The organism is Paeniglutamicibacter sp. NPDC012692 (assembly GCF_042901625.1).
In the GTDB taxonomy this organism is placed as follows: Bacteria; Actinomycetota; Actinomycetes; order Actinomycetales; family Micrococcaceae; genus Paeniglutamicibacter.
Genome location: NZ_JBIBDE010000004.1, coordinates 311,115 through 327,533 on the forward strand (window position 1 = coordinate 311,115; position 16,419 = coordinate 327,533).

The following is a 16,419-nucleotide window of genomic DNA, read 5'->3' on the forward strand; positions in this document are numbered from 1 at the left end:
GCCCCGATGACCATTACCCCAGAGCGTGAAGCCGCGCTGATCGCCTCCGTTCCCACCGGCCTGCTGATCAACGGCGAATGGCGCGATGCCTCCGACGGCGGCACCTTCGACGTGTTCGATCCGGCCACCGGCGAAAAGCTTGCCACCCTGGCCAGCGCCACCAGCGAAGACGCCATGGCAGCACTCGACGCAGCCGACGCCGTCCAGGCCTCGTGGGCCCTGACCGCACCGCGCGAACGCGCCGAGATCCTGCGCCGCGCCTTCGACCTGGTCACCGCGCGTGCCGACGACTTCGCCCTGCTGATGAGCCTGGAAATGGGCAAGCCGGTGGCGGAAGCCCGCGGCGAGGTCACCTACGGCGCCGAGTTCCTGCGCTGGTTCTCGGAGGAGACGGTACGCGACTACGGCCGCTACCTCACCACCCCCGAGGGCAAGAACAAGATGATCGTGCAGACCAAGCCCGTCGGCCCGTGCCTCCTGATCACCCCGTGGAACTTCCCGCTGGCCATGGCCACCCGCAAGGTCGCCCCGGCCATCGCCGCAGGTTGCACCATGGTGCTCAAGCCCGCCAAGCTCACCCCGCTGACCTCGCAGCTCTTCGCCCAGGTCATGATGGAAGCCGGCCTGCCGGCAGGCGTGTTGAACGTCGTTTCCTCGGCCAGCGCCTCCAAGATCTCCGGCCCGTTGATGGCCGACTCCCGCCTGCGCAAGGTGTCCTTCACCGGTTCCACCGCCGTGGGCAAGATGCTCATGAAGGACGCCACCGAGAACGTGCTGCGCACCTCCATGGAACTGGGCGGCAACGCACCGTTCCTGGTCTTCGAGGACGCAGACATCGACGCCGCAGTCGAGGGCGCCATGGCAGCCAAGATGCGTAACATGGGCGAGGCCTGCACCGCAGCCAACCGCTTCCTGGTCCACGAGTCCGTGGCCGAGGAATTCACGGCCAAGTTCGCGGCGGCCATGGGCGCCCTGAAGACCGGCCGCGGCACCGAGCCGACCACCAACGTCGGCCCGCTGATCGACGGCAACGCACGCGACGACGTGCACGCACTGGTCGTCAAGGCCATCGAGGCAGGCGCCGTGGCAATCACCGGCGGCGCGCCGGTCGACGGCCCGGGCTACTTCTACCAGCCGACCGTGCTGACCAACGTCGCCAACGACGCCGAGATCCTCCGCCAGGAAATCTTCGGCCCGGTTGCCCCGATCACCACCTTCCGCGACGAGGCACACGCCATCGAACTGGCCAACGCCAGCGAGTACGGTTTGGCTTCCTACGTCTTCACCAAGGACCACAACCGCCTGTTCCGCGTGGCCGAGAAGATCGAGTTCGGCCTGGTTGGCTTCAACGCCGGCGTCATCTCCAACGCCGCGGCACCGTTCGGTGGCGTGAAGCAGTCCGGTCTGGGCCGCGAAGGCGGAGCCGAGGGCCTCGCCGAGTACACCACCACCCAGTACATCGGCATTGCCGACCCGTACGCCGTCTAACCAAAACCGCCTGCGGCCATGGCGCCGCGGCGTCTAGAGCGGTGTTCCGCCTTCCTTCCGGCATACCGGGAGGAAGGCGGAACACCGCTTTTGTCTTTGCAGGGTCGGACCGGAAACGGCCGACACGGGGCACCGGTGCCGTTAGTGGTACGGGTCCTCGAATTTGTTTGACAGCAGCATGCGCAGGTAGGCGCCGTAGCCGCTCTTGCCGAGCTTTCGCGCGCACGACTCCAGCGAGGCGTCGTCGATGTATCCGCTGCGCCAGGCGACCTCTTCAGGCACCCCGATCTTCAGTCCCTGGCGGGCCTCGATGGTGCGGATGAAGTTCGACGCGTCATTGAGCGAATCGAAGGTCCCCGTGTCCAACCACGCGGTGCCGCGTGCCAGCACGTTGACCCGCAGCGATCCTTCGTCCAGGTACTGGCGGTTGATGTCGGTGATCTCAAGTTCGCCACGCGGCGAGGGCGAAAGGTGTCGGGCTCGCTCGATCACCGTGTTGTCGTAGAAGTACAGGCCGGGCACCGCGTAGTTGCTCTTCGGCTTCTCCGGTTTTTCCTCGAGTGAAATGGCCTTGCCCGTCTGGTCGAATTCAACCACGCCATAGGCGCCGGGATCCTTGACCCAGTACCCGAAGATGGAGGCACCCGAGCTGCCATGGAAATCGGCAAGCTGGGTGCCGAAGCCCGGGCCGTAGAAAATATTGTCGCCCAGCACCAACGCGACGGGCCCGTCCCCGATGTGCTCCTCCCCGATGATGAACGCCTGGGCCAGGCCGTCCGGGGATTCCTGGACGGCGTAGTCCAGCCGGATCCCGAATTGCGAACCATCGCCCAGCAACTCGCGGAATTGGCGGGCATCCGCCGGGGTCGTAATCACCAGGATGTCCCTGATTCCCGCGAGCATCAAGGTGCTCAACGGGTAGTAGATCATCGGCTTGTCGTACACGGGTACCAGCTGTTTTGAAACCCCGTGCGTGATCGGATGCAAGCGTGAACCCGTGCCCCCGGCAAGAATTATCCCCCTCATGGGCACATACTAAGCACACCTAGCCACGAAAGGGGAGGGGCGCTAGCCTAGCAACCATGGAAAGAATCCTGGTAACTGGGGGTGCCGGATTCATTGGGGCAAATTTTGTTCGTTACGTGATTGCGCACTCCCAAGCAAGCATCGTTGTTGTGGACGCACTGACCTACGCGGGAAATCCCGAGTCGCTCAGGGGCCTTCCCGCCGATCGGGTCCAGCTAAGAATCGGGGATATCACCGATGCCACGCTGGTCGACGAACTTGTGGGGGAGGTCGACGCCGTGGTCCATTTTGCCGCGGAATCCCACAACGACAATTCACTCCACGACCCCGCACCATTCCTGAACACCAACATCGTGGGAACCTACACCTTGCTCGAGGCGGTCAGGCGCCACGACGTGCGTTTCCACCACATCTCGACGGACGAGGTCTACGGCGACCTGGAGCTGGACGATCCGGCGCGCTTCACCGAAACCACCCCGTACAACCCCTCGAGTCCCTACTCGTCGACAAAGGCCGCCTCGGACCTCTTGGTCAGGGCGTGGGTGCGGTCATTCGGGGTGCGGGCGACGCTGAGCAATTGCTCGAACAACTACGGGCCGTACCAGCACGTGGAAAAGTTCATCCCTCGGCAGATCACCAACATCCTCAACGGAGAGCGGCCCAAGCTGTACGGCAGCGGAGCCAACGTCCGAGACTGGATCCACGTCGATGACCATTCGTCGGCCGTCTGGGAAATCCTGCAGCGGGGCGAGGTGGGCCGAACCTACCTGATCGGGGCCGACGGCGAGAAGAACAACCGCGAGGTCCTGGAAACGATTCTTGACCTGCTGGGCGAGGACAGGGACGCCTTCGACTCCGTTGCCGATCGGCCCGGCCACGACCTGCGCTACGCGATCGACGCGGGCACCCTGCGCAAGGAGCTGGGCTGGCGCCCGCAGCACCAGGACCTTGCCGCGGGCCTGGCCCAAACCATCGCCTGGTACCGGGAGAACCGCTGGTGGTGGGAGCCGAGCAAGCGGCAGACCGAAGACCGCTACGTGCTTCAGGAACAGGCCCACCAACTCGCGGCCGCAGCGGAAGGTCCCGGCCGGTGAAGGCGCCCGAAATCCTGACCACCGACATCCCCGGGCTGTTGGTGGTCCAGTTGCCCGTGCACGAGGACGCGCGGGGCTGGTTCAAGGAGAATTGGCAGCGCGAGAAGATGACGGCCGCGGGGCTGCCTGACTTCCGCCCGGTGCAGAACAACGTATCCTTCAACCGGGAACCGGGGACAACCCGGGGGATCCACGCCGAGCCTTGGGACAAGTACGTCGCCGTGGTCGGCGGGTCGGTCTTTGGCGCCTGGGTGGATTTGCGCGCCGGGGAAGGCTTCGGCACCAGCTTCACCACGATTCTCACCGCTGGCCAGGCGGTCTTTGTGCCGCGCGGAGTCGGGAACGGTTTCCAGACGCTGGAACCGAACACCGGATACAGCTATTTGGTGACGGAACACTGGTCGCCGCATGCCCAGGAGAACTACACGTTCGTGAACCTGGCCGACGAAACCGCCAATATCCCGTGGCCGATCCCCTTGGACAAGGCGACCATCTCGGATGCGGACAAGTCCCACCCGGCCTTGGTCGATGTCGTTCCGGTGCAGCCGTTGAAGACCCTGGTCATCGGCGGGAGCGGGCAACTGGGGCGCGCGTTGTCGGCGCTCCTATCCGGCGACGACCGCCATGAGTTTCCGCGGCGCTCGGAATTCGACCTCTGCAATCCGGCCCACGTGGCCCGGGTCAACTGGTCGGACTACGGGACGGTGATCAACGCCGCAGCGTATACCCAGGTCGATCTGGCGGAAAGCGAAATCGGAAGACACGATGCCTGGGCCACAAATGTCACGGCGGTGGAACGGCTTGCCCAAATTTGCATCGAGCACCGAATCACCCTCGTCCATGTCTCCAGCGACTATGTCTTCGACGGACGCAAACGCGCCTACGGCGAGGAGGACGCACCTTGTCCCTTGGGCGTCTACGGGCAGACGAAGGCGGCCGGCGACGCCCTGGTGCGGATGGTTCCGCGGCACTACGTCATCCGTACGAGCTGGGTGGTTGGCGAGGGAAAGAACTTTGTCGCAACCATGTCGCGGCTGGCCCAGACCGGTGTGAATCCATCCGTGGTCAACGACCAATACGGGCGGTTGAGCTTCACCACGGACATTTCAGCCGGCATCGTGCACCTGCTCGATTCCGGTGCGCCATACGGCGTGTACAACCTGACCAACGACGGTGAACCAACCTCATGGGCGGACATCGCCAAGCGGGTTTTCATGCTCTGCGGCCATGACCCCGACCGTGTGAACGAGATCAGCACCGCCGACTACTTTGAGGGGCGCCCCCATACCGCCCCGCGGCCGGCCAGCAGCAACCTGCGTTTGGACAAGATCCAGGAAACCGGCTTCAGGCCGATGGATCAGCACGAGCGTCTGGCCGGCTACTTGGAAAACATGTAGCCCAAGGGTTCCAGCGGTCGCGGGGCGAAGACGGACCGCGGCCACAAGCCAACGGCGACCCGAGTCCCCGCGGACAGCCGCGACTTGAAGGCCTGCTCGACGGCGGACAAGGCCCCTGCAAGCGACTGGCCGCCGGCCTTGGCCGGCATTGCCGGAGCGTAGAGCCGCCTTTCATAGGCACCGGCAAGTGTTTGCAGTTCCGTCTTGGCATCGGGCAGGAACCCCGCCAGACGCCGGGCATAGTCCCCTGCCGATTCATCCTGCCGCATGGGTTTTGAGTAGTCCAAGCCCATCGCGACCAGTTCCGCCCATGCGGTGGCCACGCCGGATCCGGCGTCGTCGATTCCGGTCCCGGAGATTCTGCGCAGACGCCCCGCACGTTGGAATCGCCTGATCGACATCGGGACCGAGGCCAGCAAAAGGATGCCGGCAAGCACTGCCAACGGCCAGAGCGGCGGGTCCTTCTTTTCCGGTTGGTTGCTTGCCGCGACGGCAGGCGCGCTGGAACTGGAACTCGGCTTGGCACTTGCCGAGTTCCGGGTCGTGGGATTCGACGGTCGCGGATCCTGGCCGAGGTTCTGGGTCGGCGCCGTTGCGGCCGGGGCGTAGGCCGGCGGTACGCCGCGGCCCGGGGTGGGCTCGAAGGCGACCCAGCCCGCGCCTGGGAAGTACAGTTCCGGCCACGCGTGCGCATTGCGGGAACTGACGGTGAATTCGTTCAGCGTGGTCCCGTTGCTGCCCGGAACGCTGTTGCCGGTGGCGCTTCCCGGGGAGTACCCGGTGACAATGCGGCTGGGAATGCCCAGCGTGCGTGCCATCATGGCCATGGTCGAGGCAAAATGCACGCAATAGCCGGCCTTTTGCTCAAGGAAGGCCTCGATGACCTGCATGCCGCTGCCGTCGTAGCCGTCCTCGACGGGGGTCTTTTCGGAGTAGGTGAAGGCCGCCGAACGCAGGTGTTCCTGAATGGCGGCAGCCTGCTCAAAGGGCGACTTGTCCTCGAGGCCCGCAATGGCCTTCGACGTCGCCGTAAAGAGGGATTCGGGAGTGTCATCCGGCATGCGCGAGTACTCGGGGTCCACCGCGCCGAAGAATTCGTCTTGGCTTCCGTTGGTCCAGCCGACGAGGTCCTTGGCCGTGATCTCCGGGATCTGGTGCAACGTCGTGTAGTCCTGGGCAGCCATCGGCTCGTTCGACCCGGCGAGCATGGTCCCGGTGTCCGGGCTCCAACGCCAGTTGCCGGGCAGGCCGCTGACGACCACCGGATTTCCCGGCATCGGCAGCCACACCCCGCGATACCTGTCGGTCACGACGCGGGTCACGGAGTCCCTCGCGACGCCGTACATGGTCGGAATCGGGGACATTTCCAGCGGCTCGCTGACGGGCACGCGGAGCAGGGCGTCGTCAGGCTGCCACTTGCTGCCTTCAAGGTTCCCGATCACCGAGGTGCGCAGGTACAGGGGCTCCGTGTCATTGGTGTAGTACCGCAGGACCGTTCCGGGGGAGTTGTTGCGCAGGTCGTTGCCCAGGGCGATCATCGGATCGATGTTGGTTGCAACTCCGCCCCAGGAAGGCCTGGTGCCCTCCACCATCATGCCCTTGGTGAACCCGGGGACGGCCATGGGCAGCACCATCAGGCTCGCCACCGCACCGGCGATGATCACCGATCCCTGGATCCACGAATTTCCCGGCTTGCGGGCGGCCGTTGTCTGGCCGCTCCCGCGTTCCCCGACCAGCTCGACCGCCAGGCGCCGGCCCTTGCCACTCGACGTCCCGGACTCCAGCCACCGGGCGGCAGCCAGGACCAAGAGGTATCCGATGGCCGTCACCGCGACGGAACCGATGCCGGCACCGCTGGGTTCGAACAGCGAGGCAATGAGCAGGAGCAACGACAGGGGGATTCCGGCCGTGGCCGCGGCCCGAATCGTAAAGGCAAGCGTGTCCACGGCCAGCGCGACCACAGCGGTCCACAGCGTCAAGGAAAAGACGATGACGCCAGTGGTTTGCACCGGGGGCACCTGGGACCCCATTTGCTCATTGGCCATGGCCCAGACATGCAGAAGCGCCCGGTAAGTTGCGGATGTGGGGATGAAGCCCAGCAACGCGGTGTTCGAGAAGAACAGGAAGGTCAGGCTGAAGACCGCGGCCAGCAGCCCGATCCCGGGAACGAGCGCCCGCGGGGCTGCTAGATGGCGGGCCAGGTTGGTGGCCAGCACGATCGCCAGCACCACCACCGTCACCTGGGTCAGCCAAGCCCAGCCGCTGACGACCCCGTGGAGACTGGCCGCAGCGCCAAGCGTTGCCAGCACCGTGGCAAACGCCGCAAAAAGCAGCGGAGCCGCCGCCCGCAGGTCCTTGCGGGCCGGGGGCGGGGCCTGGAAATGCTCGGTGGATCGCGGTTGGTCCAGGGTTGGGGTGCTCATGACTGCCTGCTTAGTTCGTTCCAGGCCTCGGCAAGCGAGGTCTTGGGGGAGACCGCCACGGCGGACCATCCGGCCTGCCTGAATCGCGTGATGACGGGTTGGGCCTGCTCCGGCCGATGCACAACGCACATGACCACGACCTTGCGGCGCCCGCCGACCGAATCGATCCAGGCGTTTGCGGTCGCGGGGGACACATCGCCGAGCAGCAGCACGAGCCGGTCGCCGTGGGTCCGCAACCGGGTTTTCAACGCGGTGGTCAGCGCCGGCGCTGACTCGGAGACGTGCCGCGAGGGCGGATCCTCGAGCCCCAGCGCCGCCAGTGCGCCCTGCATGTCCTCGACGGCATGGGAACCGCCGAAGACCTCGGAGCCGTCGTCGGATCCCGAAGCCGAGACCTGGTTGATGGGCCGGGCCTCGTGGTCGATCATTTCGATGCCGAATCCGGACTGCGACAGATACGCGCCGATGCCCAGTGCTCCGTGCAAGGCCCACTCGAATCGTTGGGTGGATTGCTTGGGCGCCGAGGTGTATTGCGGGATTTCCAGGCCCGTTTCGGAGCCGGCGCCGTGGGGCAGGAATGCCGCGCGCGAACGGTCAAGCACGATGACGGCGCGCGGGGTTGCGCGGTAGTCCTCCTGGCGCACCATGACCGAACCGCGCCTGGCCGTGGCCGGCCAGTGGATGCGGCGCACCGAATCCCCGTCCCGGTAGTCCCGCGTCATGACGTCGAAGGAATCGGGGGTCAGCCGGCGGTTGGAGCTTGCCTGGCCGTGGGCCCCGCGATCACCGGGCAGCCCGCCCGGTTCCAGGGACTCGATCTGCGGCATTGCCACCAGGGCGCTCGGCTTGTCCAGCGCCGCGGGGCGTGTGGCCAGCCCGAACGGATCGGTGACCTGGGCCTTGATGGGGCCGATGGGGTAGATGCCGCGGGAAGCCAGACGGAGACGGTATTCGTAGTGGCTGCTGGAAACCCCGCCCTGGACCACCGCGGTCCGTGACGGGTACGTGAACTCGGGCCCGTGCCCGAAGTCCTGCGGCAGGGTGTCGCTCAGGGGCAGGATGCCGGGGGAGCGGCCCCGGTGGCTGATGTGGAGCCGGACCCGGAGGCCGGAGTCCGTCACGGCGACGCTCGGGTTGAACGTCCGGGCCACCGTGATCGGCGACCGCCCGTAGCGCAGCAGGAAGGCCGCCAGTAGGGGCGTGAGGATCAGGAAAAGGGCAACGGCCATCATCTCGCGGCGGCCCAGCAGCCAGGCACCCGCCAGCACCACGACGCCCGTGGCAAACAGGCCCCAGCCGCGTGCCGTGAGGAATCCCAGGTGGACGCGCGCCCGCAGGGTCGCCGGTGGTTCGTCGCGCGTCCACCGGAGGTTGTGCGGGGACTCGCGGAATTCGGCGGGCCCCGGGTCCGAAAGGCTCATGTTCCCGGACGGCTTTCGCGGGTTATCCGCGGGCACCGGCACGAACCGGGATGGAGTTGAGGATGGATGCCAGCAGCGATTCGGCGTTGGTGCCGGCGGCCTCGGCACGGCGGTGCAAAATCAGGCGGTGCCCCAGGACGTCCGTGGCGATCTTCCGTACGTCCTCGGGCAGGACGTAGTCCCGGGCATTCAGCGCGGCCTCGGCCTTTGCGGCCCGCAGCAGCTGCAACAGGGAACGAGGGGAGGCCCCCAACCGGATTTCCCCGTGTTCGCGGGTGGCCCGGCCCAGGGCAACGATGTACTCCTTGACCGGCTCCGAAACGAACACCGCAGCAACGGTGTTGATCAGCGTGTGCAGGGTCGCCAGGTCCAGCACGGGACGGACCTTATCCAGGGGCGAAGTGGACTGGTGCGATTCGAGCATCGACATTTCCGCCGCGGCATCGGGGTAACCCATGGAGATCTTGGCCATGAACCGGTCGCGCTGTGCCTCCGGCAGCGGGAACGTCCCCTCCAACTCGATGGGGTTTTGCGTCGCGATCACCATGAAGGGATTTCCCAATGGATGAGTGGTTCCATCGACGGTGACCTGGCCTTCTTCCATGCACTCGAGAAGCGCGGATTGGGTCTTGGCATTGGCCCGGTTGATCTCGTCGCCGATGACGATGTGGGCGAAAACCGGCCCGGGACGGAACTGGAACTCGTGGGTGTCCTGGTTGAAAATCGAAACGCCCGTGACATCAGAGGGCAGCAGGTCCGGGGTGAACTGGATGCGGTGGACCGTGCAGTCGACGGTCTTGGCCAGGGTCTTGGCGAGCATGGTTTTTCCGACGCCAGGGACATCCTCCAGAAGCAGGTGCCCTTGGGCGAGCAGGACGATCAGTGCAGTGCGTGCCACCTCGGCCTTGCCGTCGATCACCGTGGCGATGCTGGACAAAACCTCTTCACAGACGCGGCCAAATTCATCGGCCGACAGGATCTGGGGCTCGGTGGATAGCGACATGCAATGTCCTCCTGATGTGCGGCAGTAAGTAAATGTGAAGTCCTTACTTCAACGATACCGGCATTGCCGTGCTGCGCATCACATTTGGCGAGGCCTGGTCGGGTGAGCCGCGTACCCTTGGTACGTTGCGGGCAAATGCTCCGGGACGACAACCGTGGATTGAGGGAGCTGGATTGATGGCCAAGGGCAGTGGCGGCGCTAAGGGCGGAAGCACCATCGGGGTTCCCGAGGCGTACCTGCCAGCGGTGAATCAGGATGGCCCGAACGGGGACCTGGCCCGAAGTGGCGAAAACGAGCAGGGCAAGAAGCGGAATCTCCATTACCCGCCCGCACCGGAACCCCTGCCGTTTGGTGTTCCGGACAACCACACCCACCTGGATTTCCGTGACGGCTTGGTCAACGTCAGCATTGCGCAGGCCCTGGACGCGGCAAATGCCGTGGGGGTTCCCGGTGTGATCCAGGTCGGTTGCGATGTCGAGTCCTCGGAATTTGCGGTTCGTGCCGCCAGTGAGGATCGCAGGGTCTTGGCCGCCGTGGCAATCCACCCCAATGACGCGGCAGATCTTGGGGCAAGCGGAGAGCTCGACGCCGCGATCGCCAGGATCGAGGCGCTCGCCGGACACGAACGGGTCCGTGCCATCGGGGAAACTGGCCTGGACTACTTCCGCACGGGTCCCGAAGGGCGTCCCGCCCAGGAGGCGTCCTTCCGCGAGCACATCCGCATTGCCAGGGAAAACGGGAAAGCGCTCCAGATCCACGATCGTGATGCACACCTCGACGTGGTCCGTGTCCTTGAAAGCGAAGAGCTTCCGGAGCACGTGGTCTTCCACTGCTTCTCGGGTGACGCTGCGTTGGCTGAAATCTGCAATGCCAACGGCTGGTACCTATCGTTCTCGGGAACCGTGACGTTCAAGAACTCCCTTGACCTCCGCGAGGCATTGTCGGTGGCCAAGCCGGAATTGGTGCTGGTGGAAACCGACGCCCCGTTCCTTACGCCGCATCCGTACCGGGGCCGTCCCAACGCCAGCTACCTGATCCCGCAAACCGTGCGTTTCATGGCCGACCACCTGGATGTTGAGCTGGAGGAATACTGCCGGACGCTCGCCGACAACACCCGGCGCGCCTACGGGTCCTTTTAACGCATTTTTCCCACAACTCAAGCACGCGTCACTTGCAGCCTTATTACGATTCGATTACGGTTAATAAAAAGTAGCCGGGATCGGGGAAGGTTCCCGGGTGCGTTTGACGCTGCAGATGTTGGTCGGGATCCGTTTCGGTACCGGCCATTTCTGCGGCATCGGATGGTGCCTCAAAACACCGACACTGCGCAACAACGGCTCCACCCACGGTTCGTGATCGAACTTTTGGCTGAAGCCGCGCAGGGTTGGGATCCCCGTGCCTGGACCAGAACTAAGTTTGGAATCCTGTGCAGAATGCCTTCAAGAATCGCTGGGTGAAAATCGGCGCGCAAGCAGCCGTCCTAACCGCTTTGATCCTCGGTCTCGTCACGTTTGTCGGTGGCAACAAGACCATCGCCGTGGCCATCGACGGTCAGAGCCAAAACGTATCCACCCGTGCCGCAACAGTGGCCGATGTCCTGAAGGACTCGCAGATTGAGGTTTCCAGCCTCGATGCGATTTCGCCGGCCCTTGATACGGCCGTTTCCGATGGAGCGTCCATCGACATCAAGCGCAACAAGACCGTTGAGGTCAGCATCGACGGCGTTGAGCGCGTGGTTCACACCACCGGCCTGACCGTTGCAGATGTACTCGAGCAGCTAGACGTGGATTCCGACTCGGAGATCGCACAGCGTCCGGCACTCGAGCTTGTTGATCTGCGTACCTCGATCGACATTTCCACTCCCAAGGCAGTGACGATCAAGGTCGACGGCGACACCAAGAACCTGGACACCACGGCCACCACCGTGGCCGATGTGCTGGCCGACGCCAAGGTGAAGCTCGGGAAGGACGACGAGCTCAACGTCAAGCCTTCCGCCGAGGTCACAGAGAACCTGAAGATCAAGGTCACTCGCGTGGAGACCAAGAAGGTCAAGGAAACCGAATCGATCGCCCACGGCACCAAGACCGTCAAGGATGCCACGGCGCTTGAAGGCACCAAGAAGACCTTGACCAAGGGCGTCGACGGCGAACGAACCCTCACCTACGCGGTCACCCTGCGCAACGGCAAGGAAGCCGACAAGGAACTGGTCAGCGACAAGGTCACCACCAAGCCCGTGGAAGAAGAAGTCTCCGTCGGAACCAAGGCCAAGCCCAAGCCGAAGGCGACCACCTCGACCCCGGGCAGCGTTTCGGCCACCTGGAAGGCCCTGGCCAAGTGCGAATCCGGCGGCAACTGGTCGATCAACTCCGGCAACGGCTACTACGGTGGCCTGCAGTTCTCCGCCAGCAGCTGGGCCGGCGCGGGTGGCACCAAATACGCCCCGCTGCCGCACCAGGCCACGCCGGCCGAACAGGTTGCAACGGCCGAGAAACTTCGCGCCAACGGCGGCTGGGGCCACTGGCCCGCCTGCTCGAGCAAGCTGGGCCTGCGCTAGGAACCGACGCATGGCACGCCCTCGGGCAATTGCCGGCAACGGCACAAGCCATAATGACCGATGGGCCCCGCATAGCTGCGGGGCCCATCGGGCTTTCCTGCCCAATGCCGCTCTCCCGGAGCTTTCCACCGACCACCGGTCCGCCCGGCCCGGTGCCTGAACTAAGATTGAAACGTGACTTCCGTAGAATCAACCCCGCCGCCGTTGCTCGGCGCCACCGACATTCGCCGCCTTGCCGGTGAACTCGACGTACGCCCGACCAAGACGTTGGGGCAAAACTTCGTCATCGACGGAAACACCATCCGCCGCATCGTTTCGACCGCGCGCCTGGATCCAAGCGAAACCGTGCTCGAGGTCGGACCCGGTCTGGGTTCGCTGACCCTTGGCCTGCTCGACGCCGCTGCCCGCGTGGTCGCCGTCGAGATTGATCCGAAGCTGGCCGCACGCCTGCCGCAGACAGTTGCCGAATTCCGCCCGGACAAGGCAGAGAACCTGACGGTCGTCCTCTCCGACGCCATGAAGATCACGGAGCTTCCGCACCCGCCCACGGCGCTTGTTGCAAACCTGCCGTACAACGTGGCGGTGCCCGTGGTGCTGCACCTGCTTGAGCACTTCCCGTCGCTGCGCCATGGCCTGGTCATGGTGCAGGACGAGGTCGCCGACCGCATGGCGGCCGGACCAGGCAACAAGACCTACGGGGTCCCCAGCGTCAAGGGTGCCTGGTACGGCACCATGCGCAAGGCCGGCGTCATCGGCATGAACGTTTTCTGGCCCGCACCGAAGATCAACTCGGGCCTCGTCGGCTTCGAACGCAGCGAGCCGCCGGTGACAACCGCCAGCCGCCAAGAGGTTTTTGCCGTCATCGACGCGGCCTTCGCCCAGCGCCGCAAGACGCTGCGCGCGGCACTGGCCGGATGGGCAGGGTCCCCCGCGAAGGCCGAAGCTGCCCTGGTCGAAGCGGGCATCGACCCGCAGGCCCGCGGCGAGAAGCTCGGCATTCTCGAATTCACGGCCATTGCGGAGGCCAAACAAAAGCTGGAATCCGGTACCGAATGAGCCGCACCATCACCGCCCGGGCACCGGGAAAAATCAACTGCTACTTCAAGGTTGGTCCACCCCGCGAAGACGGCTACCACTCGGTGGCCAGCCTTTACCTGGCGGTGTCGCTCTACGAGGACGTCTCTGCAACCGGCCGCGACGACGAGGAAATCCACGTCTCCCTGCACCCCGACTCGACCGCGGTCTCGGACCCCGATTCGTTCCCCTTAGGGCCCGAAAACCTGGTGGTCAAGGCCGCGATGATGCTGCGCGAGCACACCGGCCACTACGCCGGGGTGGACCTCTGCATCACCAAGCGAGTGCCCATCGCCGGCGGCATGGGCGGGGGATCGGCCGACGCCGCAGCCACCCTGGTGGCCTGCAACGCGCTCTGGGGAACCGGGCTGAACCGCGAGGAACTGGCCAGGCTCGGTGCCCGGCTGGGTGCCGACGTGCCCTTCGCCCTGCACGGCGGAGCCGCAGTCGGCCTGGGCGTCGGGGACCTGCTGGCCCCGCTGCTCCTGCGCGAGCGCACCGACTGGGTGCTGGTTCCCGCCTCCTACGGCCTGTCCACGCCGCGGGTCTACGGCATGCTGGACCGGCTGCGCGCCGCCGAAGACGTGCCGACCCCCACCGAGGTGGACCCGGACATGGTCGGGGCCCTGATGGACGCGGACCTCGAGGCATTGTCAGGCCTGCTGGTCAACGACATGACGCGTGCCGCGCTGGCACTTGCCCCGGAACTCGGCGTGGTGCGCGACCTCGGCGAGGCCGCGGGCGCCCTGCACGCGCTGGTCTCCGGATCGGGCCCCACCCTGGCCCTCCTGGCGACGGATGAGTCGCACGCGGAAGAAATCATGACCCAGCTCTCGGACGAGGCAGGCGTGGCGACGATCGCCGTGCACGGCCCGGTTCCCGGAGCCAGCATCCTGCCCACCATCGAACACACCCTCTAGCTAGGAGCCCCCACCCGTGGCACATTTGCTCGGCGCCGAAAACATTTCCATGGCCTTCGGCACCCGTACCGTTCTCGATTCCCTGTCGCTGGGGCTCGAGGACGGCGACCGCATCGGCATGGTCGGTCGCAACGGCGACGGCAAGTCCACGCTCATGCGCCTGCTGGCCGGGCGCATCACCCCTGACGAGGGACGCGTCACCAAGCGCGGCGACGTGCGTGTTGCCTACCTCGACCAGTCCGACGTGCTCGAGGGTCACCTTTCGGTGGGCGAGGCAATCGTCGGCGAGGCCGCGGACCACGAGTGGGCCTCGAACCCGCTGGTGCGCGAGGTCATGGGCGGCCTGGTCGGCGAGGTCGACTGGCATGCCGAGGTCTCCTCGCTCTCCGGCGGCCAGAAGCGCCGTGTCGCGCTGGCCAAGCTGCTCATCGGCGAGCACGAGGTGATCATGCTCGACGAGCCGACCAACCACCTTGACGTGGAGGGCGTGGCCTGGCTGGCCAAGCACCTGAAGAACCGCTGGCGCGCCAACGCCAACGGCCTGCTCGTGGTCACCCACGACCGCTGGTTCCTCGACGAAATCTGCACCCGCACCTGGGAGGTCCACGACGGCATCGTCGACCCGTTCGACGGCGGCTACGCGGCCTACGTGCTGGCCCGTGCCGAGCGCGACCGCACCGCTTCGGTTGTCGAGAGCAAGCGCCAGCAGCTCGTCAAGAAGGAACTTGCCTGGTTGCGCCGCGGCGCCCCGGCTCGCACGTCCAAGCCGAAGTTCCGCATCGAGGCCGCAAACACCCTCATCGCGGATGTCCCGGTGGCTCGCGACACCGTCGCCCTGAACAAGATGGCCACCGCCCGCCTGGGCAAGGACGTGCTCGACCTCGAGCACGTGACCCTCGATTTCGGCACCGGCAAGCCGCTGTTCAACAACATCACCCTGCGCCTGGCCCCGGGTGAGCGTGTCGGCATTGTCGGTGTCAACGGCGCCGGCAAATCGACCTTGATGCGCCTGCTCAACGGCGAGATCGAGCCCACCTCGGGCAAGATCAAGCGCGGCAAGACCGTCAAGACCGCGATCCTGACCCAGGAGGTCAAGGAGCTGGACGAGGTCGCCGACATGCGCCTGATCGAGGTCATCAAGTCCGAACGCATGTCCTTCGAGGTCGGCGGCAAGGAGGTTTCCGCCGGCCAGCTCGCGGAACAGCTGGGCTTCGGAACCGACAAGCAGTGGACCCCCGTCAAGGAGCTTTCCGGCGGTGAGCGCCGCCGGCTGCAGCTGCTGCGCCTTCTCATCGGCGAACCCAACGTGTTGATGCTCGACGAGCCCACCAACGACCTGGACACGGATACCCTCGCGGCGATCGAGGACATGCTCGACGGCTGGCCGGGCACCCTCGTCGTTGTCAGCCACGACCGCTACCTTCTTGAACGCGTCACAGACCACCAGGTGGCACTGCTTGGCGACGGCAAGATCCGCGGCTTGCCGGGAGGCGTGGACCAGTACCTGGAACTTCGATCGGGTGTTCAGGGCGGTGGAAGCTCGGGGGCTCCCACCGACAAGTCCGGGTCCTCGGCGGCCGCGGAGACCACTGGCCCAAGCGAGGCCGAAAAGCGCGAGGCCCGCAAGGAACTGAACCGGGTGGAGCGACAGATGGGCAAGTTGGAGTCACAGATCGACAAGCTTCATGCCCAAATGGCAGCAGCCTCGGAGGCCATGAAGTTTGACGAGGTGAACAAGTTCAACGCCACCTTGCAGAGCGTCGAAGCGGAAAAGGAAGAACTGGAAATGGCGTGGCTGGAGGCCGCCGAGATTCTCGGCGAGTAAGAGCCCGACCTTCCCCGGCGACTGTCCCAAACCACACGGCCGGCCAACCCACCAAGCGCATTTCCGCAGGCGGTCTATCCAATCTTCTTTTTCGATGACAAGATTGCCCCCATGGGGGGAAGGGGTAGGTATACGTGGAGAGGTTTGGGACGCTCGCCGAGTCACAGTCGTCGTCGGCTGATAGGTTCTTCGCT

Annotated in this window: 12 protein-coding genes; 8 read left to right on the forward strand and 4 right to left on the reverse strand. The window is 65.4% G+C overall.

Going from position 1 to position 16,419, the window contains the following annotated elements; all coding sequences use genetic code 11:
* Positions 1–6 precede the first annotated feature (6 nt).
* A complete protein-coding gene (locus ACFY5D_RS15795; RefSeq protein ID WP_387531805.1) occupies positions 7–1,488 on the forward strand; it encodes an NAD-dependent succinate-semialdehyde dehydrogenase in 1,482 nt (493 codons plus the stop codon).
* A gap of 141 nt (positions 1,489–1,629) precedes the next feature.
* Here ACFY5D_RS15795 and rfbA read toward each other — a convergent pair whose 3' ends face one another.
* On the reverse strand, positions 1,630–2,514 hold the full coding sequence (rfbA, locus tag ACFY5D_RS15800; RefSeq protein ID WP_387531808.1) for a glucose-1-phosphate thymidylyltransferase RfbA: 885 nt from the start codon (positions 2,512–2,514) through the stop codon (positions 1,630–1,632).
* Positions 2,515–2,570: 56 nt separating this feature from the next.
* Between rfbA and rfbB the strand changes: the two genes are divergently transcribed.
* Both rfbB and ACFY5D_RS15810 read left to right on the forward strand, forming a co-directional pair.
* Positions 2,571–3,608 carry a dTDP-glucose 4,6-dehydratase gene (gene rfbB, locus ACFY5D_RS15805; RefSeq protein ID WP_387531810.1) on the forward strand — a complete coding sequence of 346 codons (1,038 nt, stop codon included), beginning with the start codon at positions 2,571–2,573 and terminating at the stop codon, positions 3,606–3,608.
* Positions 3,605–5,005 carry a sugar nucleotide-binding protein gene (locus tag ACFY5D_RS15810; RefSeq protein WP_387531813.1) on the forward strand — a complete coding sequence of 467 codons (1,401 nt, stop codon included), beginning with the start codon at positions 3,605–3,607 and terminating at the stop codon, positions 5,003–5,005. Before rfbB ends, ACFY5D_RS15810 begins: the two co-directional genes overlap by 4 nt.
* Here ACFY5D_RS15810 and ACFY5D_RS15815 read toward each other — a convergent pair.
* Genes ACFY5D_RS15815 through ACFY5D_RS15825 form a run of 3 tightly spaced genes read right to left on the reverse strand, consistent with a single transcriptional unit; the run spans position 4,987 to position 9,852 of the window.
* On the reverse strand, positions 4,987–7,428 hold the full coding sequence (locus tag ACFY5D_RS15815) for a DUF3488 and DUF4129 domain-containing transglutaminase family protein (RefSeq protein ID WP_387531815.1): 2,442 nt from the start codon (positions 7,426–7,428) through the stop codon (positions 4,987–4,989). The genes ACFY5D_RS15810 and ACFY5D_RS15815 overlap by 19 nt on opposite strands.
* On the reverse strand, positions 7,425–8,849 hold the full coding sequence (locus tag ACFY5D_RS15820) for a DUF58 domain-containing protein (protein WP_387531816.1): 1,425 nt from the start codon (positions 8,847–8,849) through the stop codon (positions 7,425–7,427). Before ACFY5D_RS15820 ends, ACFY5D_RS15815 begins: the two co-directional genes overlap by 4 nt.
* Before the next feature lie 22 nt (positions 8,850–8,871).
* Positions 8,872–9,852 (reverse strand): AAA family ATPase, encoded by a 981-nt coding sequence (locus ACFY5D_RS15825; RefSeq protein ID WP_387531819.1) that lies wholly within the window; start codon positions 9,850–9,852, stop codon positions 8,872–8,874.
* 176 nt (positions 9,853–10,028) lie between these two features.
* Here ACFY5D_RS15825 and ACFY5D_RS15830 point away from each other — a divergent pair, with 176 nt between their 5' ends.
* The 5 genes from ACFY5D_RS15830 to ACFY5D_RS15850 all read left to right on the forward strand — a co-directional run bounded on the left by ACFY5D_RS15830 (position 10,029) and on the right by ACFY5D_RS15850 (position 16,225).
* Positions 10,029–10,991, forward strand: a complete 963-nt coding sequence (locus tag ACFY5D_RS15830; protein WP_387531821.1) for a TatD family hydrolase — start codon at positions 10,029–10,031, stop codon at positions 10,989–10,991.
* Positions 10,992–11,305: 314 nt separating this feature from the next.
* Positions 11,306–12,406 carry a transglycosylase family protein gene (locus ACFY5D_RS15835; protein ID WP_387531824.1) on the forward strand — a complete coding sequence of 367 codons (1,101 nt, stop codon included), beginning with the start codon at positions 11,306–11,308 and terminating at the stop codon, positions 12,404–12,406.
* A 174-nt stretch (positions 12,407–12,580) separates the two neighbouring features.
* On the forward strand, positions 12,581–13,462 hold the full coding sequence (rsmA, locus tag ACFY5D_RS15840) for a 16S rRNA (adenine(1518)-N(6)/adenine(1519)-N(6))-dimethyltransferase RsmA (protein WP_387531826.1): 882 nt from the start codon (positions 12,581–12,583) through the stop codon (positions 13,460–13,462).
* A complete protein-coding gene (locus ACFY5D_RS15845; RefSeq protein WP_387531829.1) occupies positions 13,459–14,400 on the forward strand; it encodes a 4-(cytidine 5'-diphospho)-2-C-methyl-D-erythritol kinase in 942 nt (313 codons plus the stop codon). Before rsmA ends, ACFY5D_RS15845 begins: the two co-directional genes overlap by 4 nt.
* Positions 14,401–14,416: 16 nt before the next feature.
* Positions 14,417–16,225 carry an ABC-F family ATP-binding cassette domain-containing protein gene (locus tag ACFY5D_RS15850; RefSeq protein ID WP_387531831.1) on the forward strand — a complete coding sequence of 603 codons (1,809 nt, stop codon included), beginning with the start codon at positions 14,417–14,419 and terminating at the stop codon, positions 16,223–16,225.
* Positions 16,226–16,419 lie beyond the last annotated feature (194 nt).